18 protein-coding genes are annotated in these 22872 nt (G+C 71.3%); 14 read left to right on the forward strand and 4 right to left on the reverse strand.

All coding sequences use genetic code 11. The features are described from left to right. Positions 1-125 precede the first annotated feature (125 nt). Positions 126-2408, reverse strand: a complete 2283-nt coding sequence (locus ACIRGB_RS05395) for a (Fe-S)-binding protein (protein WP_403858849.1) — start codon at positions 2406-2408, stop codon at positions 126-128. Positions 2409-3311: 903 nt separating this feature from the next. Between ACIRGB_RS05395 and dnaK the strand changes: the two genes are divergently transcribed. From dnaK to ACIRGB_RS05425, 6 genes are all read left to right on the forward strand, one after another. After that, positions 3312-5168 (forward strand): molecular chaperone DnaK, encoded by a 1857-nt coding sequence (gene dnaK / locus ACIRGB_RS05400; RefSeq protein ID WP_403858851.1) that lies wholly within the window; start codon positions 3312-3314, stop codon positions 5166-5168. Then, positions 5165-5842 (forward strand): nucleotide exchange factor GrpE, encoded by a 678-nt coding sequence (gene grpE, locus ACIRGB_RS05405; protein ID WP_403858853.1) that lies wholly within the window; start codon positions 5165-5167, stop codon positions 5840-5842. The genes dnaK and grpE overlap by 4 nt, the downstream gene beginning before the upstream one ends. A gap of 42 nt (positions 5843-5884) precedes the next feature. After that, on the forward strand, positions 5885-7075 hold the full coding sequence (gene dnaJ / locus ACIRGB_RS05410; RefSeq protein WP_403858855.1) for a molecular chaperone DnaJ: 1191 nt from the start codon (positions 5885-5887) through the stop codon (positions 7073-7075). A 5-nt stretch (positions 7076-7080) separates the two neighbouring features. Beyond that, positions 7081-7536 (forward strand): heat shock protein transcriptional repressor HspR, encoded by a 456-nt coding sequence (locus tag ACIRGB_RS05415; protein ID WP_403858857.1) that lies wholly within the window; start codon positions 7081-7083, stop codon positions 7534-7536. 203 nt (positions 7537-7739) lie between these two features. Continuing rightward, positions 7740-8858, forward strand: a complete 1119-nt coding sequence (locus ACIRGB_RS05420; RefSeq protein WP_403858859.1) for a sugar ABC transporter substrate-binding protein — start codon at positions 7740-7742, stop codon at positions 8856-8858. A 149-nt stretch (positions 8859-9007) separates the two neighbouring features. Next, the gene (locus ACIRGB_RS05425) at positions 9008-10045 is read left to right on the forward strand and encodes a LuxR C-terminal-related transcriptional regulator (RefSeq protein ID WP_403858861.1); all 1038 of its coding nucleotides are present in this window, start codon (positions 9008-9010) and stop codon (positions 10043-10045) included. On the opposite strand, the gene ACIRGB_RS05430 is transcribed toward ACIRGB_RS05425, so the two are convergent. Together ACIRGB_RS05430 and ACIRGB_RS05435 are read right to left on the reverse strand one after the other, a co-directional pair. Then, positions 10008-10991, reverse strand: coding sequence for a LuxR C-terminal-related transcriptional regulator (locus ACIRGB_RS05430; RefSeq protein ID WP_403858863.1), 984 nt, complete (start codon positions 10989-10991; stop codon positions 10008-10010). The two genes, ACIRGB_RS05425 and ACIRGB_RS05430, sit on opposite strands and share 38 nt — an antisense overlap. Beyond that, positions 10988-11998 (reverse strand): helix-turn-helix transcriptional regulator, encoded by a 1011-nt coding sequence (locus ACIRGB_RS05435; RefSeq protein WP_403858865.1) that lies wholly within the window; start codon positions 11996-11998, stop codon positions 10988-10990. Before ACIRGB_RS05435 ends, ACIRGB_RS05430 begins: the two co-directional genes overlap by 4 nt. 324 nt (positions 11999-12322) lie before the next feature. Between ACIRGB_RS05435 and ACIRGB_RS05440 the strand changes: the two genes are divergently transcribed. From ACIRGB_RS05440 to ACIRGB_RS05450, 3 genes are all read left to right on the forward strand, one after another. Further along, positions 12323-12658: a hypothetical protein gene (locus tag ACIRGB_RS05440; protein WP_403858867.1), complete on the forward strand. Its 336-nt coding sequence runs from the start codon at positions 12323-12325 to the stop codon at positions 12656-12658. A gap of 275 nt (positions 12659-12933) precedes the next feature. Next, a complete protein-coding gene (gene clpB / locus ACIRGB_RS05445) occupies positions 12934-15531 on the forward strand; it encodes an ATP-dependent chaperone ClpB (protein WP_403858869.1) in 2598 nt (865 codons plus the stop codon). A gap of 171 nt (positions 15532-15702) precedes the next feature. Further along, on the forward strand, positions 15703-16239 hold the full coding sequence (locus ACIRGB_RS05450) for a YbjN domain-containing protein (RefSeq protein ID WP_064728987.1): 537 nt from the start codon (positions 15703-15705) through the stop codon (positions 16237-16239). A 76-nt stretch (positions 16240-16315) separates the two neighbouring features. On the opposite strand, the gene ACIRGB_RS05455 is transcribed toward ACIRGB_RS05450, so the two are convergent. Then, positions 16316-17503 carry a pyridoxal phosphate-dependent aminotransferase gene (locus ACIRGB_RS05455; protein ID WP_403858871.1) on the reverse strand — a complete coding sequence of 396 codons (1188 nt, stop codon included), beginning with the start codon at positions 17501-17503 and terminating at the stop codon, positions 16316-16318. A gap of 195 nt (positions 17504-17698) precedes the next feature. On the opposite strand from ACIRGB_RS05455, the gene ACIRGB_RS05460 reads away from it, so the two are divergent. From ACIRGB_RS05460 to ACIRGB_RS05480, 5 genes are all read left to right on the forward strand, one after another. Then, a complete protein-coding gene (locus tag ACIRGB_RS05460) occupies positions 17699-17992 on the forward strand; it encodes a hypothetical protein (RefSeq protein ID WP_403858873.1) in 294 nt (97 codons plus the stop codon). Between the two features lie 396 nt (positions 17993-18388). Further along, positions 18389-18925 carry a DUF2617 family protein gene (locus tag ACIRGB_RS05465; protein ID WP_403858875.1) on the forward strand — a complete coding sequence of 179 codons (537 nt, stop codon included), beginning with the start codon at positions 18389-18391 and terminating at the stop codon, positions 18923-18925. Between the two features lie 97 nt (positions 18926-19022). Continuing rightward, the gene (locus ACIRGB_RS05470) at positions 19023-20675 is read left to right on the forward strand and encodes a polyamine aminopropyltransferase (protein ID WP_403858877.1); all 1653 of its coding nucleotides are present in this window, start codon (positions 19023-19025) and stop codon (positions 20673-20675) included. A gap of 257 nt (positions 20676-20932) precedes the next feature. After that, entirely contained in the window at positions 20933-22093 is a 1161-nt protein-coding gene (locus ACIRGB_RS05475) for a sensor histidine kinase (protein ID WP_403858879.1), read from the forward strand. Continuing rightward, positions 22090-22827: a response regulator gene (locus tag ACIRGB_RS05480; RefSeq protein WP_403858881.1), complete on the forward strand. Its 738-nt coding sequence runs from the start codon at positions 22090-22092 to the stop codon at positions 22825-22827. Before ACIRGB_RS05475 ends, ACIRGB_RS05480 begins: the two co-directional genes overlap by 4 nt. Positions 22828-22872: the final 45 nt, after the last annotated feature.

The following is a 22872-nucleotide window of genomic DNA, read 5'->3' on the forward strand; positions in this document are numbered from 1 at the left end:
TCGACCCGTATCACCATGAACGTCAACGACCGGGTAATGATGCACGTGTTCGACATGCGACGACACCCCCGGGTCCGGTCGGGACCCGGGGGTGTCGGTCGAGCGGTCGAGCGGGCGTCGGGCGGCTACTTCACCGGCTCCGGCGTCGGCTCGCTCTCCGGCTCCGGCGCGCCGGTCGGGTCGGCCGGGGTCTTGACGGAGTCCAGCAGCAGCTGGGCGACGTCGACGACCTGGATGGACTCCTTGGCCTTGCCGTCGTTCTTCTTGCCGTTGACCGAGTCGGTGAGCATGACCAGGCAGAACGGGCAGGCGGTCGAGACGATGTCGGGGTTGACGGACAGGGCCTCGTCGACGCGCTCGTTGTTGATGCGCTTGCCGATCCGCTCCTCCATCCACATCCGCGCGCCGCCGGCGCCGCAGCAGAAGCCGCGCTCCTTGTGCCGGTGCATCTCCTCGTTGCGGACGCCCGGGACGGCGGCGATGATCTCGCGCGGGGGCGTGTAGATCTTGTTGTGGCGGCCCAGGTAGCAGGGGTCGTGGTAGGTGATGATGCCCTCGACCGGGGTGACCGGGACCAGCTTGCCCTCGTCCACCAGGTGCTGGAGCAGCTGGGTGTGGTGGATGACCTCGTAGTCGCCGCCGAGCTGCGGGTACTCGTTGCCGAGGGTGTTGAGGCAGTGCGGGCAGGTGGCGACGATCTTCTTCGCCGACTTGGGCTTGCGGGACTCCTCAGTGACCTTGCCGTCGTCGTCCATCTCCTCGCCGAAGGCGGCGTTGAGGGTCATGACGTTCTCCATGCCGAGCTCCTGGAACAGGGGCTCGTTGCCCAGGCGGCGGGCGGAGTCACCGGTGCACTTCTCGTCGCCGCCCATGATCGCGAACTTGACGCCCGCGATGTGCAGCAGCTCGGCGAAGGCCTTGGTGGTCTTCTTGGCGCGGTCCTCCAGGGCGCCGGCGCAGCCGACCCAGTACAGGTACTCGACCTCGGTGAGGTCCTCGATGTCCTTGCCGACGACCGGGACCTCGAAGTCCAGCTCCTTGAGCCACTCCAGGCGCTGCTTCTTCGCCAGGCCCCAGGGGTTGCCCTTCTTCTCCAGGTTCTTGAGCATCGTGCCCGCCTCGGACGGGAACGCCGACTCGATCATGACCTGGTAGCGGCGCATGTCGACGATGTGGTCGACGTGCTCGATGTCCACGGGGCACTGCTCGACGCAGGCGCCGCAGGTGGTGCAGGACCACAGGACGTCGGGGTCGATGACGCCGTTCTCTTCGAGGGTGCCGATCAGCGGGCGCTCGGCCTCGGCGAGGGCGGCCGCGGGGACGCCCGCCAGCTGCTCCTCGGACGCCTTCTCCTCGCCCTCCATGGTCTTGCCGCCGCCGGCCAGCAGGTAGGGGGCCTTGGCGTGCGCGTGGTCGCGCAGGGACATGATCAGGAGCTTGGGGGAGAGGGGCTTGCCGGTGTTCCAGGCGGGGCACTGCGACTGGCAGCGGCCGCACTCGGTGCAGGTGGAGAAGTCCAGCAGGCCCTTCCAGGAGAACTGCTCGACCTGGGAGACGCCGAAGACGTCGTCGTCGCCGGGGTCGGTGAAGTCGATCGGCTTGCCGCCCGAGGTCATCGGGAGCAGTGGGCCGAGCGCGGTGCCGCCCTTGGCGTCACGCTTGAACCAGATGTTCGGGAAGGCCAGGAAGCGGTGCCAGGCCACGCCCATGTCGGTCTTCAGGGCGACCGTGATCATCCAGATGAAGGAGGTCGCGATCTTGAGCCCGGCGAAGAAGTAGACGAGGTTCTGGAGCGTGCCGAGGTCGGCGTCCCGGAGCGCGGAGACGACCGGGTACGAGATGAAGAACGACGCCTCGTAGCCGTCCACGTGGTGGAGGGCGCCCTCCAGCGCGTGCAGCATGAAGATGCAGACGCCGACGATGAGGATGACGGCCTCGACGAAGTACGCCTGGCCGAAGTTGGAGCCCGCGAAGCGGGACTTGCGGCCCGGCTTCCTCGGGTGGCTCAACTGCCGGATGACGATCAGGGCCAGGATGCCGAGCACCGTCATCGTGCCGATGAACTCGACGAAGACGTTGTACGGCGCCCAGTCGCCGATGACCGGCAGGATCCAGTCGGCCTGGAAGAGCTGGCCGACGGCGTTGACGATGGTCAGCAGCAGGGAGAAGAAGCCCACCGCGACGAACCAGTGCGCCACGCCGACGATGCCCCAGCGGTTCATCCGGGTGTGGCCGAGGAACTCCCTGACCACGGTGACGGTGCGGTCCACGGGGTCGTTGGTCCGCGTGCCGGCGGGTACCGGCTGGCCCAGCCGCAGGTAGGTGACGATCTGCAGGACGGCGCGGCCGAACAGTGCGACGCCGACCACGATCAGGACCAGCGACACGATGATCGCGGCGAGTTGCATTTGGGGGCTCCTCGGGCCTGCGAGGTTACGAGGGGGCGGTATTACTAAGCGGTAACTTATTCAGTCCGTCTGAGAGTACCCCCATCCTTCGCCGCACTGTAGTCGGACGTGCGGTGATCTGCGTCGCTGAGGCAACCCTGACCCCATCGGGGCCGTACGGGGGCGGTGGCCGGCGCGCTCGCCGGGTTCCCGCTGCGCAACTGGCATCCCGCGCGGAGCGCGCTTGGCGTGTGCGGGTCGCTCTTCACGGGCTTCCTGCTCGCCGGGCTGGCCGTCTCCGTCCGGCGGGGTGCGCGCCCGGCGGCGGGGCGGGGTGCTGTGCGCGCCGACACGCCGTGCCGGTGGCCGACGCCGTCCTGGTCCTCCTTTCGCGCCGGCTGGCCGGGCGGTCCCCGGCGCGCGGCGGGCCCGACCGCCTTGCACACCGGCTGCGGGGGCTCGGGCTCACCGCGCAGGGTGCGGTGGTGGTCCTCGGCGGGGCCGCGCTGGGCGCGGTGCTCGTGGGGGTGCCGACGGACACCGGCCGGGTGGGCGGGCCGGCGGTGCTGTGGGTGGCGGGTGGATTGGCCGCCGGGGTGGCGGGGCCGGCGCGGGTACGGGTCTACGGGCCGCCGCGGCTCCCGCGCCTGCGCGGCGGCGAGGGTGCCGGTGTGGCGGCCGGGTGCGGGTGCCGGTGTGTCCGAGCTGCCTCACGGGGCAGGCGGAGCCCCGGGTGGTGGGACTTTCCCGGGGGATTTTTCCGGTTCGCCAGGTCGCGAGTATCGAGAACGTGCAGGTCAGAGGGCCGTTGCGTGTAAGGAACGGATAAGAGTTGAGTCCGCCCGACTCACCTCTGTTGACCCATCGCCGGGCGTCGTGCACACTTGAGCCTGTTCCACTCAAGTCAGCTGGAGGTTATTCACCATGGCACGTGCGGTCGGCATCGACCTGGGCACGACTAACTCCGTCGTCAGCGTTCTGGAGGGCGGCGAGCCCACCGTCATCACCAACGCCGAGGGCGCCAGGACCACGCCGTCCGTCGTCGCCTTCGCCAAGAACGGTGAGGTGCTGGTCGGCGAGGTGGCCAAGCGCCAGGCGGTCACGAACGTCGACAGGACCATCCGCTCGGTCAAGCGCCACATGGGCACCGACTGGAAGGTCAACCTGGACGGCAAGGACTTCAACCCGCAGCAGATCAGCGCCTTCGTGCTGCAGAAGCTGAAGCGGGACGCCGAGTCCTACCTGGGCGAGAAGGTGACCGACGCGGTCATCACCGTCCCGGCGTACTTCAACGACGCCGAGCGCCAGGCCACCAAGGAGGCCGGTGAGATCGCGGGCCTCAACGTCCTGCGCATCGTCAACGAGCCGACCGCCGCCGCGCTGGCGTACGGCCTGGACAAGGACGAGCAGGTCATCCTGGTCTTCGACCTCGGTGGCGGTACGTTCGACGTCTCGCTGCTGGAGATCGGCGACGGTGTCGTCGAGGTGAAGGCCACCAACGGTGACAACAACCTCGGTGGTGACGACTGGGACCAGCGCGTCGTCGACTACCTGGTCAAGCAGTTCCAGTCCGGCCACGGCGTGGACCTGGCCAAGGACAAGATGGCGCTCCAGCGCCTGCGAGAGGCGGCCGAGAAGGCCAAGATCGAGCTGTCCTCGTCCACCGAGACCAACATCAACCTGCCCTACATCACGGCGTCCGCCGAGGGCCCGCTGCACCTGGACGAGAAGCTCACCCGCGCCCAGTTCCAGCAGCTGACCGCCGACCTGCTGGAGCGCTGCAAGACGCCGTTCCACAACGTCATCAAGGACGCCGGCATCCAGCTGTCCGAGATCGACCACGTCGTCCTCGTCGGTGGCTCCACCCGGATGCCCGCCGTCGCCGAGCTGGTCAAGGAGCTGACCGGCGGCAAGGACGCCAACAAGGGCGTCAACCCGGACGAGGTCGTCGCCATCGGCGCCGCCCTCCAGGCCGGTGTCCTCAAGGGCGAGGTCAAGGACGTCCTGCTGCTCGACGTCACCCCGCTGTCCCTCGGCATCGAGACCAAGGGCGGCATCATGACCAAGCTGATCGAGCGGAACACGACGATCCCGACCAAGCGCTCGGAGATCTTCACCACCGCCGAGGACAACCAGCCCTCCGTGCAGATCCAGGTCTACCAGGGCGAGCGCGAGATCGCGGCGTACAACAAGAAGCTCGGGATGTTCGAGCTGACCGGTCTGCCGCCGGCGCCCCGCGGCGTCCCGCAGATCGAGGTCGCCTTCGACATCGACGCCAACGGCATCATGCACGTGACCGCGAAGGACCTGGGCACGGGCAAGGAGCAGAAGATGACCGTCACCGGCGGCTCCTCGCTGCCGAAGGACGAGGTCGACCGGATGCGCCAGGAGGCCGAGAAGTACGCGGAGGAGGACCACGCCCGCCGCGAGGCCGCCGAGTCCCGCAACCAGGGCGAGCAGCTCGTCTACCAGACGGAGAAGTTCCTCAAGGACAACGAGGACAAGGTCCCCGGCGAGGTGAAGACCGAGGTCGAGTCCGCCGTCGCCGAGCTGAAGGAGAAGCTCAAGGGCGAGGACACCGCCGAGATCCGCACCGCCACCGAGAAGGTCGCCGCCGTCTCGCAGAAGCTGGGCCAGGCCATGTACGCCGACGCCCAGGCCGCGCAGGCCGCCGGCGGCGAGGCCCCGGGCGCCGACGCCGGTGCCGACGGCAAGGGTGCCGACGACGACGTCGTCGACGCCGAGATCGTGGACGACGAGCGCAAGGACGGTGCCGCGTGACGGAGGAGACCCCGGGTTTCGACGAGAAGCCCGACGTCCCCTCCGGCGCCACCCCTGACGACGCCGAGCCGCAGGCCGCCTCCGAGGAGGGGGCGGCCCCGGCCGGGGACGCGAGCGAGAACGCGGGCCTGGTGGCCCAGCTGGACCAGGTGCGCACCGCGCTGAACGAGCGCACGGCGGACCTCCAGCGCCTCCAGGCCGAGTACCAGAACTACCGCCGCCGGGTGGAGCGGGACCGCGTCGCGGTCAAGGAGGTCGCGGTCGCGAACCTCCTGTCCGAGCTGCTTCCCGTGCTCGACGACGTCGGGCGCGCCCGGGAGCACGGCGAGCTGGTCGGCGGCTTCAAGTCCGTCGCGGAGTCGCTGGAGACCACGGTCGCCAAGCTGGGCCTCCAGCAGTTCGGCAAGGAGGGCGAGCCCTTCGACCCGACGATCCACGAGGCCCTGATGCACTCCTACGCGCCGGACGTCACCGAGACGACCTGCGTGGCGATCCTTCAGCCCGGGTACCGGATCGGCGAGCGCACCATCCGCCCCGCGCGGGTGGCGGTGGCCGAGCCGCAGCCGGGCGCCCAGACGGTCAAGCCGGCCGAGGCCGGCTCCGAGGGGCAGGACGCCACCGACGCGGAGGACAACGCCGGAAGCAAGGAGAGCGGTGGCCCGGACGAGGGCTGAGCTTGACGTGACGAGGAAGCCGAGGAAGGAGGGACGTCGGGGATGAGCACGAAGGACTTCATCGAGAAGGACTACTACAAGGTTCTCGGCGTCCCCAAGGACGCCACCGAGGCCGAGATCAAGAAGGCGTACCGGAAGCTCGCCCGCGAGAACCATCCGGACGCCAACAAGGGAAACGTCAAGGCGGAGGAGCGCTTCAAGGAGATCTCCGAGGCCAACGACATCCTCGGTGACCCCAAGAAGCGCAAGGAGTACGACGAGGCCCGCGCCCTCTTCGGCAACGGCGGGTTCCGTCCGGGGCCGGGCGCCGGCGGCGGCACCTTCAACTTCGACCTGGGCGACCTCTTCGGAGGCGGCGCCCAGGGCGGGGGCCAGGGCGCCGGCGGTTTCGGCGGCGGCCTGGGCGACGTCTTCGGGGGCCTGTTCAACCGCACCGGCGGCGGACCCGGCGCCGGCCCGCGCACGCAGCCGCGGCGCGGGCAGGACATCGAGTCCGAGGTCACCCTGAGCTTCACCGAGGCCATCGAGGGCGCGACCGTGCCGCTCCGGATGTCCTCGCAGGCGCCCTGCAAGGCCTGTTCGGGCACCGGCGACAAGAACGGCACGCCGCGCGTGTGCCCGACCTGCGTCGGCACCGGCCAGGTCGCCCGGGGCTCGGGCGGCGGCTTCTCGCTCACCGACCCGTGCCCGGACTGCAAGGGCCGCGGCCTGATCGCCGAGGACCCCTGCGAGGTCTGCAAGGGCTCCGGACGCGCCAAGTCCTCGCGGACCATGCAGGTCCGCATCCCCGCCGGGGTGTCGGACGGGCAGCGCATCCGGTTGCGCGGCAAGGGCACACCGGGCGAGCGGGGCGGTCCGGCGGGCGACCTGTACGTGGTCGTGCACGTCAAGGAACACCCCGTGTTCGGCCGCCGGGGCGACAACCTCACCGTCACCGTCCCGGTCACCTACGCCGAGGCGGCCCTCGGCGGCGAGGTCCGGGTCCCGACCCTGGGCGGTCCGCCGGTCACGCTGAAGCTTCCGGCGGGCACGCCCAACGGCCGCACCATGCGGGCCCGGGGCAAGGGCGCGGTCCGCAAGGACGGCACCCGCGGCGACCTTCTGGTCACCGTGGAGGTGAGTGTTCCGAAGGATCTGACGGGGAAGGCTCGTGACGCGCTGGAGGCGTATCGCGAGGCGACCGCGGACGACGATCCGCGGGCGGAGTTGTTCCAGGCCGCGAAGGGAGCTTGACGGGAATGGACGGTCGGCGACGCAACCCGTACGAACTGACCGAGGACACCCCGGTCTACGTCATCTCGGTGGCGGCCCAGCTCTCCGGCCTGCACCCCCAGACCCTGCGCCAGTACGACCGCCTCGGCCTGGTCTCCCCGGACCGCACGCCCGGCCGGGGCCGGCGCTACTCGGCCCGCGACATCGAACTGCTCCGACAGGTTCAGCAGTTGTCGCAGGACGAGGGCATCAACCTGGCCGGAATCAAGCGCATCATCGAGCTGGAGAACCAGGTCGCCGAGCTCCAGGCCCGCGCGGCCGAGCTGGCCGCAGCCCTCGACGGCGCGGCCACCGCGATGCGCCAGCGCGAGGCCGCGGTGCACGCGTCGTACCGCCGTGACCTGGTTCCTTACCAAGAGGTACAGCAGACCAGCGCCCTGGTGGTCTGGCGGCCCAAGCGCCACGGCCAGTCCTCGGACTGACCCGGGCCGGCAGGCGGCACAAGGGAAGACGGCACCGGCGGCCCCGGAGGACGGACTCGTCCTCCGGGGCTTGTTCACAACGGTGCTGTCTCATTGGTCTAGTACTTCTTGACGATTTGGTGAAGACAGCGTTGGCTTCCTTCACCCGGGTCATCTGGGCCCCTCGGTACCAACTACACCCGTGTGTCGGAAGGTCTAGCGCAGTGAGCAGCCGTGCCCGTCGAACCGCCATGTCCGTGGCCGCGTCCCTGATGACCTTCTCGCTGGCCTCCTGCGGTGTGCTGGGCGCGTCGGAGAGCGGTGACGGCGCGAGCCCGACCAAGGGCAACGACCTCCTGGTCGGGTTGCTGCTCCCGGAGAAGGAGAACACGCGCTACGAGCAGTTCGACTACCCCTTCTTCAAGAAGAAGATCGGCGAACTCACCCGGGACGAGGGCATCGTCAAGTACGCCAACGCCGAGGCCAGCGCCACCAAGCAGGCCGACCAGATGCAGCAGATGATCGAGGACGACGTCGACGTGATCGTGCTGGACGCGGTCGACTCGCACGCCATCGGGGACGCCGTGCAGAAGGCCAAGGACGCCGGCATCCCCGTCATCGCCTACGACCGGCTGGCCGAGGGCCCGATCGACGCCTACATATCCTTCGACAACGAGCTGGTCGGCGAGGTCCAGGGCCGCTCCCTCATCGAGGCGCTCGGCGGCGACCCGGACGGCTCCGACAAGATCGTCATGATGAACGGCTCGTCCACCGACCCGAACGCCAAGCAGTTCAAGGCGGGCGCGCTGTCCGAGCTGAACGGCAAGGTGACGATCGCCCAGTCCTTCGACACCAAGGACTGGAAGCCGGAGTACGCCGAGGCGAACATGACCGAGGCGATCGAGAAGATCGGCAAGAACAAGATCGCGGGCGTCTACTCGGCCAACGACGGCATGGCGGGCGGCATCATCAAGGCCCTGGAGGACGCGGGCGTCACCGACCTGCCGCCGATCACCGGCCAGGACGCGGAACTCGCGGCGGTGCAGCGGATCGTCACCGGCGAGCAGTACATGAGCGTGTACAAGTCCTACCCGCAGGAGGCCGAGAACGCCGCGGAGATGGCCGTGGCGCGGGTCCAGGGCCGGGACATCCAGTTCGACGCGCTCGCCCGCGACAAGGTCGACAGCCCCACCCTCAAGGGCATCCCCGCCCAGCTCGTCCCCGTCGTCGCCCTCACCAAGGCCAACATCGAGGAGACGGTCGTCGCGGACGGCTTCTACAAGGTCACCGACATCTGCACGGCCAAGTACGCGGACGCGTGCGAGGAACTCGGCCTGAAGTAGGCCGTGTGTCTTCCGGGTCCCACCGGCGGGTCATTCCGGTCGCAACCGGCTCGTTTCGTGCCCCGTGCGGGGTGGAGCCGTGTTGCGGAGCCGGTCCGGGCCGCGCATAGTTGCGCTGCGGAAAGCCGGAACCGGGGGTGGGATGGGCGATGGCCGGGCACGGGGCTCAGGAGCACCCGCACGGGGCCGAGCGGCTGTGCGCGGCCGGAGACCGCCTGTACTCCCGGGCCGTCCGGCGCGGGAGGGTGCCGCGCCAGGACGCCGAGCCGGTCCCCTGCCTCCTCGAACTGGCCCTGCTGCACCCCGACCCCGACGACATGGACTGGCTGGTGCCGACCTCCCCGCAGGAGGTCATGACCCGGCTGCTGCGCGGGGTCCACGACGAGGTCAGCGCCAGTCAGCGGCGGGTGGGCTCGGCCGTGGAGGCCTTCGAGTGGTACGCGGGCCTCGGCAGGCTGCTCCAGACCCCGGCCGGCCCGGAGCGCACGGCGATCCGGGTCCTGGACGGCCTGTCCCGCATCCAGGCCGCGATGGACGAGGCGACGCAGTCCTGCACGACGGAGGTGCTCACCGTCCAGCCCGGCGGCATCCGGCGCGAGCACGAGCTGTCCGAGGGGCTGCACCGGGCGCTGGCGCTGCGCGGGCGCGGGGTGCGGATGCGGGACCTGTACACGCATGTGGCCCGGCACGGGCAGGGCCTGCTCAACTACCTCGAACTCATGGGTGACGCGGTGGAGGCCCGCACCCTGGACGAGGTCATCGACCGCCTCATCCTCTTCGACCGCACGGTCGCCTTCATCCCCGCCAACACCGACCGCACGATGGCCCTGGAACTGCGCCACCCGGCCCTGATCGCCTACCTGGTCACGGTCTTCGAACGCCTGTGGCGCCTGGCCATCCCCCTGACCGCGCCCCTCCCCGACACCGGCATCGAGGGCATCTCCCACCGCGAGCAGTCCATCGCGGCGCTGCTCGCCGAGGGCCACCAGGACGCGGTGATCGCGGAACGCCTCGGCATCAGCGTCCGCACGGCCCGCGCGCACATCGCCCGCCTCTCGGAGACCCTGGGCGCGGCCAGCCGCACGCAGTTGGGCGTCCGCATCGCCCAGGCCGGCCTGGACGGCTCCCCGCACGGCACGCCGGCCCCCGTCATCCTTCCTGGTCGAGAAGCCCCGACTGCCCGATGAGGTAGCCGAGCTGGGCCCGGCTCTCGCTGCCGAGGGTGGCGGCGAGTTTGGCGATGTGGACGCGGGCGGTGCGCACGTTCATGCCGAGGCGGTCGGCGATGTCGCTGTCGGTGTGGCCCTCGATGAGCAGGGTGGCGATGGCGCGCTGGCGGGGGGTGATGCCGTTGAGGGTGGGCTGGTGGACGGCCTGGGGGTGCATGGGGGTGGCCAGGTGCCAGAGCCGGTCGAAGGTGTTGACGAAGTAGCCGATGAGGGCGGGGTGGCGGACTTCGAGGGCGCGTGAGCGGTCGGCGCTGGCGGGGATGAAGGCGACGGCGCGGTCGACGATGATGAGCCGTTCGGTCACCTCGTCGAGCGTGCGGGCCTCCACGTCGCCGGTCAGGTGCTCGTAGCGGGCGCGTGCGTAGGGGGCGTGGCGCATGGTGTGCTGGTACAGGGCGCGCACGCGGCCACCGCGGTCGAGGAAGGCCTGGTCCCGCTTCAGGGCCCCTTCGAGGATGTCGGGACGCCTGGTGACGTGCGCGTCGTGCGGCTGGATCGCGAGGAGTTCCTCTCTGCCCTCGGCCATGGCCTCCTCGATGGCCTGGCCCGCCCGCTCCTTGCTGCCGAGGATTCTGAGGGCCGGAGTGTCCTCGGCGGCGACACCGTGTGCGCCCAGGCGCATGAGGGGCTCGAAGAGGTCGGCCATGCGTTGACCGCGGCGCCGCTCGTCGGCGATGCGGTCCTCCGAGGAACGGAGCAGGCGTTGCAGCGCGACGGCCGGTGCGACCGGCTCGAGCCGGTCCAAGTCGTCGATGGCCGGGTGCACGAAGCCGAGGTCGACCAGGCACGGCGCGGCCGCCACCTCGCCACTGTCCAGGTGCCCCTCCCGCAGAGCGCGGGAGTAGAGGCCGAGTGCCGTGTCGCACAGTTCGTCGCCGTGGTGCCGGTGCGTCCCGCCCGTCATCGGTGGGCTTCCCCTCCCAGGTCCTGTTTGCCTTGGTCCAGGATCCCGGACTGGGCGATGAGATAGCCGAGTTGGGCGCGGCTTCCGCTGCCCAGGGCGGTGGCCAGTTTGGCTATGTGTGCCCGGCAGGTGCGCACGTTCATGCCAAGGCGGCGGGCGATGGCCTCGTCGACGTGGCCCTCCACCAGGAGCTTGGCTATGGAGTGCTGGATGTCGGTGATGCCGTCGGGGGCCGTCTCGTAGGGGGCGCCGGCGGTGAGCGGGACGGCGCGGCTCCAGATGAACTCGAACACCTTGATCAGGTAGCCGACGAGTCCCGGGTGACGGATCTCCAGGGCAACCTGCCGGTCGTCGCGGACCGGGATGAACGCCACGGTCTCGTCGCAGATGATCAGGCGTTCCACCAGTTCGTCGATGGTGCGGTACTCGGCCTTGCCGCTGGAGAAGCGGTCCACGTAGGCCAGCCGCTCGGGACTGTAGCGCGCCGTGTGCTGGTAGAGGGTCCGGATCCGCACCCCGCGCTCGGTCAGGGTCTTGTCGCGCTCCAGCCCCTCGATGACTCTCCGCTCCGGATGACGGGCGCTGGGCTGAATGCTGAGCACTTCGTTCGTGCACTGGTTCGTGGCCAGGTCGAGCGCGGTGTTGATGCGGTCGAGGCCTTCCAGCACGGTGATCGAGTGGGTGGACGACGTGCCTTGCGCACTGAGGGCCATGAACGGCTCGAAGGCTTCGGCCAGCTCGATCGAGGTGCGCCTGCGCTGCGAGATCTCCCGTTCGATCGGATTGAGTCGCTGGGCCAGGGCGACCGCGGGGGGCACGGGGCGCAGCCGGTTGGCGTCGTCGGGATCGGGATGCAGCAGGGCCAGCTCCATCAGGCACGGAGCGGGCTCCGCGTCGGCGCGCGTGATGTATCCGGTACGCAGGGCGTTCGCGTAGAGGCGCCCGCCGTCCTTACACAGTTCAGTGATGGAATGGGGATGTGTCTCGTTGGTCCGATTCGTTGTCAAATCTCCACCCCCCAGGGTCCTGAACGTGCAGGAACATGATGCACCGATTGTGTGGCCATGACGTGCCTATATGAGCCATCGTCTTATCCGACGGGGGAAGAGGGGACCTTCAAGTGAGGACGAAGCCGACTATGTCTAAGAGAATGCTTCGCTCGGTGCTTGTCGCCGCCTTCTCCGCCGTCGTGGCCTTCGGAGCTCTGAATGGCCTCGGTACAGCGCAGGGCGACGAGCGAGTGGGCAGTGTGGAGTCAGTGGCGGAGGTGTCCGCTGCGCCCGTCGGTGCTGACGCCGAAGCCACTACGAGTGACACCATCTGGTCGTGACATGAGTACTCCACCCGACGACCGCTCCTTCCGTCGTGAAATGGCCACCGCCTACCGCTCGGGCTGGCACTTCATCGACCTGGTCACCGCGATCCCGCACGCCGGTGACTCCCTGATGGTGACCGTCTTCGGCGAGCCGGTCGTCGTCACGCTGGACGAGGACGGCGACGTGCGGGCCTACCGGTGTCTGCGGCGGCCTCGGGGGGCGCCGCAGCCTGTGCGGTGCGCCATCCGCTACGGAATGATCTTTGTGAACCTGGACCAGCGGGACCACCGGCTCGAACAGCCGGAGGACCCCGAAGTGAGGACCATCTCGGCCACCCCCCGCAGTGCCTGACGCGATTCCCCCGTCGTAACAAATCGCTCAGGTGCTTCCCCCCGGCAGCGGCGTCACCGTGACCTGAACACGGTGACGCCGCTGTCGCATGTGCGGACATCTAGCCATGACCGGCGTTCTTGCGTGTTGGCCGAAAAGTCTCTCGTGCGGTGCGGTCCGCTCCGCCTCCCGATCCCCTTGAGTGGAATAGACTCAACTTTGTGTACGTTGGATGAGTCAGCACTGGGAGACAAGGCCGGACCGCCGACGGCCGACACGAGGAGGAGAGGCAGAACGTGGACGCCGAGCTGACCAACCGGAGCAGGGACGCGATCAACGCGGCCAGCAACCGGGCCGTGACCGAGGGAAACGCCGACCTCACCCCCGCCCACCTGCTGCTGGCCCTGCTCCAGGGCCAGGACAACGAGAACATCACCGATCTGCTCGTCGCAGTCGAGGCCGACCTCGCCGCCGTGCGCTCCGGCGCCGAGCGCGTCGTCGCCGGGCTGCCCAGCGTGACCGGGTCCACCGTCGCGCCCCCGCAGCCCAGCCGTGAGATGCTCGCCGTGGTCGCCGACGCCCAGGCCCGCGCCAAGGAGCTCGGGGACGAGTACCTCTCCACCGAGCACCTGCTCCTCGGCATCGCCGCGAAGGGCGGCGCGGCCGGTGAGGTACTGGAGGGGCAGGGAGCCAGTGCGAAGAAGTTGCAGGAGGCCTTCCGCAAGGCGAGGGGAGGGCGCCGGGTGACCACGCCCGACCCCGAGGGCCAGTACAAGGCCCTGGAGAAGTTCGGCACCGATCTCACCGCCGCCGCCCGGGACGGGAAGCTCGACCCCGTCATCGGACGCGACCAGGAGATCCGGCGGGTGGTCCAGGTGCTCAGCCGGCGGACCAAGAACAACCCCGTCCTCATCGGCGAGCCCGGCGTCGGCAAGACCGCCGTCGTCGAGGGACTCGCCCAGCGCATCGTCAAGGGGGACGTGCCCGAGTCGCTGAAGGACAAGCGGCTGGTCGCGCTGGACCTCGGCGCCATGGTCGCCGGGGCCAAGTACCGCGGTGAGTTCGAGGAGCGGCTGAAGACCGTCCTCGCCGAGATCAAGGACTCCGACGGGCAGGTCGTCACCTTCATCGACGAGCTGCACACCGTCGTCGGCGCCGGCGCCGGCGGGGACTCCGCCATGGACGCCGGGAACATGCTCAAGCCCATGCTGGCGCGCGGCGAGCTGCGCATGGTGGGTGCGACCACCCTGGACGAGTACCGGGAGCGGATCGAGAAGGACCCCGCCCTGGAGCGGCGTTTCCAGCAGGTGCTGGTCGCCGAGCCGAGCGTGGAGGACTCCATCGCGATCCTGCGTGGGCTCAAGGGCCGCTACGAGGCGCACCACAAGGTGCAGATCGCCGACAGCGCGCTGGTGGCCGCCGCGAGTCTGTCCGACCGGTACATCACCTCCCGCTTCCTGCCCGACAAGGCCATCGACCTCGTCGACGAGGCCGCCTCCCGGCTGCGCATGGAGATCGACTCCTCGCCCGTCGAGATCGACGAACTCCAGCGCGCCGTCGACCGGCTGAAGATGGAGGAGCTGGCGATCGGCAAGGAGACCGACGCCGCCTCCCTGGAACGCCTGGAGCGGCTGCGGCGCGACCTCGCCGACAAGGAGGAGGAGCTGCGCGGCCTCAACGCCCGCTGGGAGAAGGAGAAGCAGTCCCTCAACCGGGTCGGCGAGCTGAAGGAGAAGCTCGACGAACTGCGCGGACAGGCGGAGCGGGCCCAGCGCGACGGCGACTTCGACACCGCCAGCAAGCTGCTGTACGGGGAGATCCCGACCCTGGAGCGCGACCTGGAGGCCGCCTCCGAGGCCGAGGAGGAGGTCGCCAGGGACACCATGGTCAAGGAGGAGGTCGGCGCCGACGACATCGCGGACGTCGTCGCCTCCTGGACCGGCATCCCCGCGGGCCGCCTCCTGGAGGGCGAGACGCAGAAGCTGCTGCGCATGGAGGACGAGCTGGGCAAGCGGCTCATCGGGCAGACCGAGGCCGTACGGGCCGTCTCCGACGCGGTCCGGCGCAGCCGGGCCGGGATCGCCGACCCGGACCGCCCGACCGGCTCGTTCCTCTTCCTCGGCCCCACCGGCGTCGGCAAGACCGAGCTGGCCAAGGCGCTCGCCGACTTCCTCTTCGACGACGAGCGGGCCATGGTCCGCATCGACATGAGCGAGTACAGCGAGAAGCACAGCGTCGCCCGGCTGGTCGGTGCCCCGCCCGGCTACGTGGGGTACGAGGAGGGCGGCCAGCTCACCGAGGCCGTGCGGCGGCGGCCGTACACCGTCGTGCTGCTCGACGAGGTGGAGAAGGCGCACCCCGAGGTCTTCGACATCCTGCTCCAGGTGCTGGACGACGGGCGCCTCACCGACGGGCAGGGCCGCACCGTCGACTTCCGCAACACCATCCTGGTGCTCACCTCCAACCTGGGCAGCCAGTACCTGGTCGACCCGCTGATCGGGGAGGCCGAGAAGAAGGAGCGGGTCCTGGAGGTGGTCCGGGCGTCGTTCAAGCCGGAGTTCGTGAACCGGCTCGACGACCTCGTGGTCTTCTCGGCCCTGAGCAAGGACGAGCTGAGCCGGATCGCGCGGCTCCAGATCGAGGCGCTCGCCCGGCGGCTCGCCGAGCGTCGCCTCACCCTGGAGGTCACCGACGACGCCTTGGACTGGCTGGCCGTCGAGGGCATGGATCCGGCCTACGGCGCCCGCCCGCTGCGCCGCCTCGTGCAGACCGCGATCGGCGACCGGCTCGCCCGGGAGATCCTCTCCGGCGAGATCAAGGACGGCGACACGGTCCGCGTGGACCGCTTCGACGACGACCTGATCGTGGGACCGGCGAGCGGCAAGACGCTGTAGCGGACCGCGCGGCCTGCCCCGGCGACCCGTCCTGCGGGTTGCCGGGGCCTCGCGCGGGTACCCGACTGGCCGGATCGAGTCAGCCGAGGGCTGACAGGCCCCCGACGGGCTTGCCACGCCCCTCCCCGCATGGGGGAGGATGGCCGGAATCCGTACGAAGGGAAATTCACGGTGAGCATCGACCCGTCCTCGATTCCGAACTTCGGGGGCAAGCAGCCCGAGCCGCAGCCCCAAGGACCGGCGGGCCCCGTCGTCCCGGATCAGGATCTTGTGAAGCAGCTCCTCGAACAGATGGAGCTGAAGTACGTCGTCGACGACGAGGGCGACCTCGCGGCGCCGTGGGAGCAGTTCCGTACGTACTTCATGTTCCGCGGCGAGGGTGACCAGCAGGTCTTCTCGGTGCGGACGTTCTACGACCGGCCCCACCAGATCGACGAGAAGCCGCAGCTGCTCGAGTCGGTCGACGACTGGAACCGGCGCACCCTGTGGCCCAAGGTGTACTCCCACACCCACGACGACGGCACGGTCCGCCTGATCGGCGAGGCGCAGATGCTGATCGGCATGGGCGTCAGCCTGGAGCACTTCGTCTCCTCGACGGTCAGCTGGGTGCGGGCCGCCATCGAGTTCGACCGGTGGCTGGTGGAGCAGCTCGGCCTGGAGCAGGAGGTCAACGAGGCGGAGAAGCCGACCGACGAGGACGGCGAGTAGTCCGCCCCCGCCACGCACCGAAGGAGAGGGCCCGGCCCCGCAGCAGCGGGAGCCGGGCCCTCTCCTTCGGTGTGACTCACCCTGCCGCCTTCAGCCGCCGCACCGCCTCTTCCAGCACCGAGGCACGCTTGCAGAACGCGAACCGCACGAAGGGGGCGCCCGCCTCCCGGTGGTCGTAGAAGACCGCGTTCGGGACGGCGACGACGCCCGCGCGCTCGGGCAGCGAGCGGCAGAAGGCGAAGCCGTCGCTCTCGCCGAGCGGACGGATGTCGGTGGTGACGAAGTACGTCCCGGCGGGCCGGTACACGCCGAAGCCCGCCTCGGCCAGCCCCGCCGCCAGCAGGTCGCGCTTGGCCCGCATGTCCTCCCGGTAGGCGGCGAAGTACGACTCCGGCAGCGCGAGCGCCTCGGCGACCGCGTACTGGAAGGGCCCCGAGGCCACGTACGTCAGGTACTGCTTGGCCGAGCGGACCGCCGTGAGCAGGGCGGGCGCGGCGGTGACCCAGCCGACCTTCCAGCCGGTGAACGAGAACGTCTTGCCGGCCGACCCGATGGTCACCGTGCGCTCCCGCATGCCCGGGAAGGACGCCAGGGGAATGTGCTCGGCCGCGTCGAAGACCAGGTGCTCGTAGACCTCGTCGGTCACCACCAGCAGGTCCCGCTCCACCGCCAGCTCGGCGATCGCCGTCAGCTCCCCGCGGCTCAGGACCGTGCCGGTCGGGTTGTGCGGGGTGTTCAGCAGCAGGAGCCGGGTGCGGTCGGTGACCGCGTCGCGCAGCTCGTCCAGGTCCAGGCGGAACGCGCCTTCGTGCGGGCGCAGCGTCACCGGCACGCGCGTGCCGCCCGCCATCGCGATACAGGCCGCGTACGAGTCGTAGTACGGCTCCAGCGCGACCACCTCGTCGCCGGGCTCCAGCAGCGCCAGCAGGGCCGCCGCGATGGCCTCCGTGGCGCCGGCGGTGACCAGGACCTCGGTGTCGGGGTCGTAGGACAGGCCGTAGTGGCGCAGCTGGTGGCCGGCGACGGCGGCGCGCAGCTCGGGGACGCCGGGGCCCGGCGGGTACTGGTTGCCGCGCCCGTCGCGCAGTGCCCGTACGGCGGCCTCGCGGATCTCCTCGGGTCCGTCGGTGTCGGGGAAGCCCTGACCGAGGTTGATCGCCCCGGTCCGCACCGCCAGGGCGGACATCTCGGCGAAGATCGTCGTCCCGAACTCCGCGAGCCGGCGGTTCAGGAGGGGGCGGGCGCTGGAGCTCATCGAGGTCATGCCGGTCATCCTGCGCCGAAGCTCTGGACTTCCTCAACTCTGCTTTGGGGCGCGGCGGCGAGGGGCATCTCCCGTTCACGCCGGTGAGCTCCACGGCGTGATCCACGGTCCATCGATACGCAGCGAGGCGTCCGACGGGGGATCGCTTCGGGGGACTTCCGGGCGCAGGCCCGGAACGGAAGGGAGGGTGGAGCCATGGTCACAGGCATCGTCCTGTTCGTGCTCGCGGCCCTGCTGATCAGGGTTTTCGTGCGGGGACGTCGCGCCGCCGGCGCCGTACGCACCGGGAGCGGCCGGGGGTCGCGCCGGAGGGGCGGCGGCGACAGCGGCGGCAGCTGGTGGGCCGGTGACGGGGGCGGTTCGTCCTCGGGCGGGCACCACTCGGGCAACTCCTGCGGCGGGGGCAACTCCTGCGGTGGCGGCTCGTCCTGCGGAGGCGGGTCGTCCTGCGGGGGAGGGGGCGGCGGCGGATGCGGCGGAGGCAGCTGACACGGGGCAGCTGAGCTCCGGCCAGGGGGAACCGCATCCCCGCCAGGGGGCCCGTTCCTGGGACCGGGCCCCTCGCCCCACCAGAGCGCCCGCCGGGTCACCCGCCCGGTGGGCGCTCGCACGCCCGGCGCACTCCGTGCGGGCGAGGTGTGCGCCCTGGTTGAACAGTTGAGCTGTGGAGCCCCCTGAGGGATGGAAACGCCACGAAGTTGGGTAAAAACGCTGTGGCGGCGCCATCGTTCATGATTCGCTCTCCCTCATCAACGCAGCTCCTCGGACGACCTGTTGACCCCCCTCCTGACCGGCCGACTGGGCTGAGCGGGCCGCATCCCCGGCAGTGCCACGGATGCGCAGGCCCCACACCTTCCTCTCCTTGTGTGCTTGCGGAGCCGATCCATGCTCACGACCCTGAACACCGCCTACACCGACACCCGTGCCGCCGACCTGGCCTGGGCCCTGGGGCGCGAGCCCCTGCCCGCGCTCGCCTGCCTCGACGTCGAACTGACCGATGCCCGGCTTCAGTTGCGACTGCTCGGCGCCTCCCACCAAGTCCTGCTCGAGGAGGAGCGGGGCAGCTGCTCGGAGACGGTGGCGTGCATCCCCGGCAGCAGCACCCCCCTTCCGCTGGGCGTCGCCAAGCGGGTGGGCGACTGGGAGTACGAGTTCGCCGCCCGCGTCGAGGTGCTGACGCCGGGCTCCTTCGCCGGCCGCGCCCAGGAGCTGCTGGCTCTGGTCTCCGACCACCCGCACGGCCTGGCCGGCGTCTTCCCCGGCAGCCCGCACGCCTTCACCGCGCTGCTGGCCCAGCGGCACGAGGGGCAGGTGCACTGGCGGACCTGGCACGCCTATCCGCAGGACGGCCAGCTGGTGGCGACCCGCACCCGGGTGGGCGTGCGGGTGCCGGCGGCCCGGTTCAGCCCGTCCCCGGTGTGAGCGCGTGGGGGCGAATAAACCTGTGGGGTGCGACAGGCCCCGAGTTTCACACGTGTGGGTGACGAATCGCAGTGCTGGAGTGACGTAACGTCACTCCGTGATCGAACCGCACGCGCCCGCCCCGCCCGGCTCTCCGCCGTCCTGGGGCGGCCCCCGCGGCCCGGAAGCGCCCGCGCGGCTGCCCGTACGGCCGGCCATCGGACGGTTCCTGGTGCTGGCGGGGGTCTTCGTGTGCGCGGCCTGCGGGCTCGTGTACGAACTCGAACTCGTCGCGCTCGCCTCGTACCTGATCGGCGACTCGGTCACCCAGGCGTCCGTCGTCCTGTCCGTCATGGTCTTCGCCATGGGCGTCGGCTCGCTCGCCGCCAAACGGCTGCGCGGCCTCGCGGCGGCCGGCTTCGCCGCGCTCGAGGCCACCCTCGCCCTCGTCGGCGGCTCCAGCGCGATGCTCCTGTACGCCGTCTTCGCCTGGACCGGCGGCTGGGGCGGCCTGTGGGCCGACGGCCCGCGCGTCCTGCTGGTCGCCTTCGCCCTCGCCATCGGTGTGCTGATCGGCGCCGAGGTGCCGCTGCTCATGGAGCTGATCCAGCGGGTGCGCCGGCAGGACCCGGGCGGTGCCGTCGCCGACCTGTTCGCCGCGGACTACGTCGGCGCGCTCGTCGGCGGCCTCGCCTTCCCGTTCGTGCTGCTGCCCTTCCTCGGCCAGCTCACCGGCGCGCTGCTCACCGGCACCGTCAACGCGGTCGTCGGCGCCGCCCTCGTCCTCGGCCTGTTCCGGCGCGACCTGACCCGCCGGGCCCGCTGGCTGCTGCTGACCGCCAACGCGGTGGTCCTCGCCCTCCTCGCCACCGCGACCGTCCTCGCCGACGACTTCGAACGCGCCGCCCGGCATGCCGTGTACGGCCAGGACGTCCGGGTGGCCGTACGGACCGACGTGCAGGAGGTCGTCCTCACCGGCGACGCCGACGGGCGGCCCCTCGACCTGTTCCTCGACGGGCGGCTGCGGGTGCGCGCCGGCGACGAGCGGCGCTACCACGAGGCGCTGGTGCACCCCGCCATGAACGGCCCCCACGCGCGCGTGCTGGTCCTCGGCGGCGGCGACGGCCTCGCCGTCCGGGAGGTGCTGCGCCACCCCGGCGTACGCCGCGTCGACGTCGTCGCACTCGACCCCGGGCTCGCCCGGCTGGCCCGGCACGACCCCGGTCTGTCCACCCTCAACGCCCACGCCTACGGCGACGCGCGCGTCCGCCTCGTCACCGGGGACGCCTTCCACCGGCTGCGCTCGACGCCCTCCGCGACGTACGACGTGGTGATCTCGGACCTGCCCGACCCGGGCATCACGGCCAGCACGAAGCTGTACTCCCAGGAGTTCTACGGCCTGCTGCGGCGGGTGCTCGCGCCCGACGGGCGGCTGGCGGTCCACGCGGGCCCCGTCGCCGCCCGCCCCCAGGCCTTCTGGACGGTGGACGCCACCCTCCGCGCGGCCGGCCTGCCGGCCGTCGCCTACCGCGTCGGAGCCCGCGACCCCGGCGCAGCGCCCGGCCCCGGCCGGGCTGCCGCCGATCTCCGCGCCCCCCGCGGCTGGGGCTTCCTCCTGGCCGCGCGCACCGCCCCCGCGCTGCGCCTGGACCCGGCGGCACCCCGCCCGCGCACCCTCACGCCGGACTCGCTGGCCCGGGACGCCCGCGAGGCGGCGCGCACCAGGGTCCCCGGGCTGCCGCCGTCCACGCTCGTGCATCCCCGGTACTGAGCCCGCGAGGGTGCCGCGCCCGCGATCCGGCACGTCCCCGTGCGGCGGCCCGCCCCTCCCCCGGGTGCGGGACGGACCGCCGCATCCCCCTGCGGATCGCTCGCACCGAGAACCTACGGCCGCACCCCGGGTCCCGGAATCCGGCGGTGGGTGGAGACCGGAGCCAACCCGGCGTGGTAGCCGTCCGGTTCCTGCAACTTCCGCGGTACCGCGGAAGGATGACGCCGACGCCGGGCGGGCGGACCTACGCTGCGGGAATGCGCCTGCACCCCCTGGCGGCCGACGGTCTGATCGCCGCGGCGCTGACGACCGTGGCCGTCCTGCTCGGCACCGAGGCCGTCGCCCAGGGGTGGCCCGCGCTCGACCCGCTCGCCTGGACGCTCGTCGCCCTGCTGACCCTCCCCCTGGTCCTGCGCACCCGCGCCCCCGTCACCGTCTGTCTCGCCGTCCACGCCTGCTGGGCGCTCTACGTCACCCTCGGCTACTGGCCCGTCGTCGGCTCCTTCGGCCCCATGCTCGCCGTCTACACCGTCGCCTCCCTGCGCCCCGACCGCACCGCCGCCGCCTGTGCCGCGCTGCTCGCCGGGGTCTGGATCTACGCCGGGCTGCGCAGCGACGCGGGAGCGATGGCCTCGGTGGCGGGGCAGGCCGTGGGCTTCCCGCTGGTGCTGTGGCGGTTCGGGTACGTGGCCCGCCGGACCGGCGAGCTGACGCTGCGGCTGCGGGCCGAACAGGCCGACCGGGCCCGGCGCGAGGTCGCCGAGGAACGCGTGCGGATCGCCCGCGAACTGCACGACGTGGTCGCCCACCACATCGCCGTCATCAACGTCCAGGCCGGACTGGCCCGCTTCGTGTTCCACTCCGACGCCCGCACCGCGCGCGACGCCCTGGACACCATCGAGGGCGCCAGCGGCGAGGCCCTGGCCGAACTGCGCCGCATGCTCGGCCTGTTGCGCGCCGACGGCGTGCAGGGCGCGGACGGCGCCCCCGCTCCCGGCCTCGGCCAGCTCGACGAGATGGTCTCCCGGGTGCGCACCGGCGGCGTGGGCGTCCGGCTGCGCGTCACGGGCACCCCGCGCTCGCTGCCGCCCGGCGTCCAGCTGTGCGTCTACCGGGTGGTGCAGGAGGCCCTGACCAACGTGCTCAAGCACGCGCCCGGCGCGGACGCCGCCGTCGAACTCGCCTACCGCGCGGGCGAGGTGACGGTGTCGGTGACCGACGACGGGCCCGCCGGGGGGCTGGTTCCGGACACACCTGCCGAACGGGGCGGACACGGCTTGATCGGGATGCGGGAGAGGGCCAAGCTCTACGGCGGGACGATCGCCGTCGGCCCGCGCAGCGAGGGGGGTTTCGGCGTGCGCCTGACCCTGCCGACGCCGGTACAAGCCGCACGCCGGGGAGGCACCGTCCGCGAATGACCGACGCAGACCGCCCGACGGACGGGCCGATACGCCTGCTCGTCGTCGATGACCAGTACCTCGTCCGCAGCGGTCTCGCCACGCTGCTGCGCGCCGCCCCCGGCATGGAGGTCGTCGGCGAGGCGGCCGACGGCGCCGAGGCCGTGGAGCTGGCCGCGCGGACCCGGCCCGACGTGGTCCTGATGGACATCCGCATGCCCGGCCTCACCGGGATCGAGGCCACCGAGCGGATCCTCGCCGACGCGGTGGACCCCGCGCCCCGCATCCTGGTCCTGACCACCTTCGACCTCGACGAGTACGTGTACGGCGCCCTGCGGGCCGGCGCGTCCGGCTTCCTGCTCAAGGACGCGGGACCCGAACGGCTGCTGGCCGCCGTCACCGCGGTGCACGGCGGCGACGCGCTGTTCGCCCCCGCGGTCACCCGGCGCCTGGTGGAGACGTTCACGCGGATGACGGACGCGGGGCGCAGGGGCCCGGGGCGCGGGGAGGGCCCGGACGCCGGTCCGCCGCCCGCGCTGACGACGCTGACCGGCCGCGAGGCCGAGGTCCTGGAACTGGTGGCCCGCGGACTGAGCAACGCCGAGGCCGCCGACCGGCTGTTCATCAGCGAGGCCACCGTGAAGACCCACCTCAACCGCACCATGACCAAGCTGGGCCTGACCAGCAGGGCCCAGGCGGTGGTCGTGGCGTACGAGACGGGACTGGTGACGCCGGGGAGCGCGGGCGGCGGGTGACTTCGCGCCGACGGGGGGTGTACCGGGCGTCCGCTGGGTAGGCTG

The sequence above is a fragment of the Streptomyces sp. NPDC102490 genome, assembly GCF_044765285.1.
GTDB lineage: Bacteria > Actinomycetota > Actinomycetes > Streptomycetales > Streptomycetaceae > Streptomyces.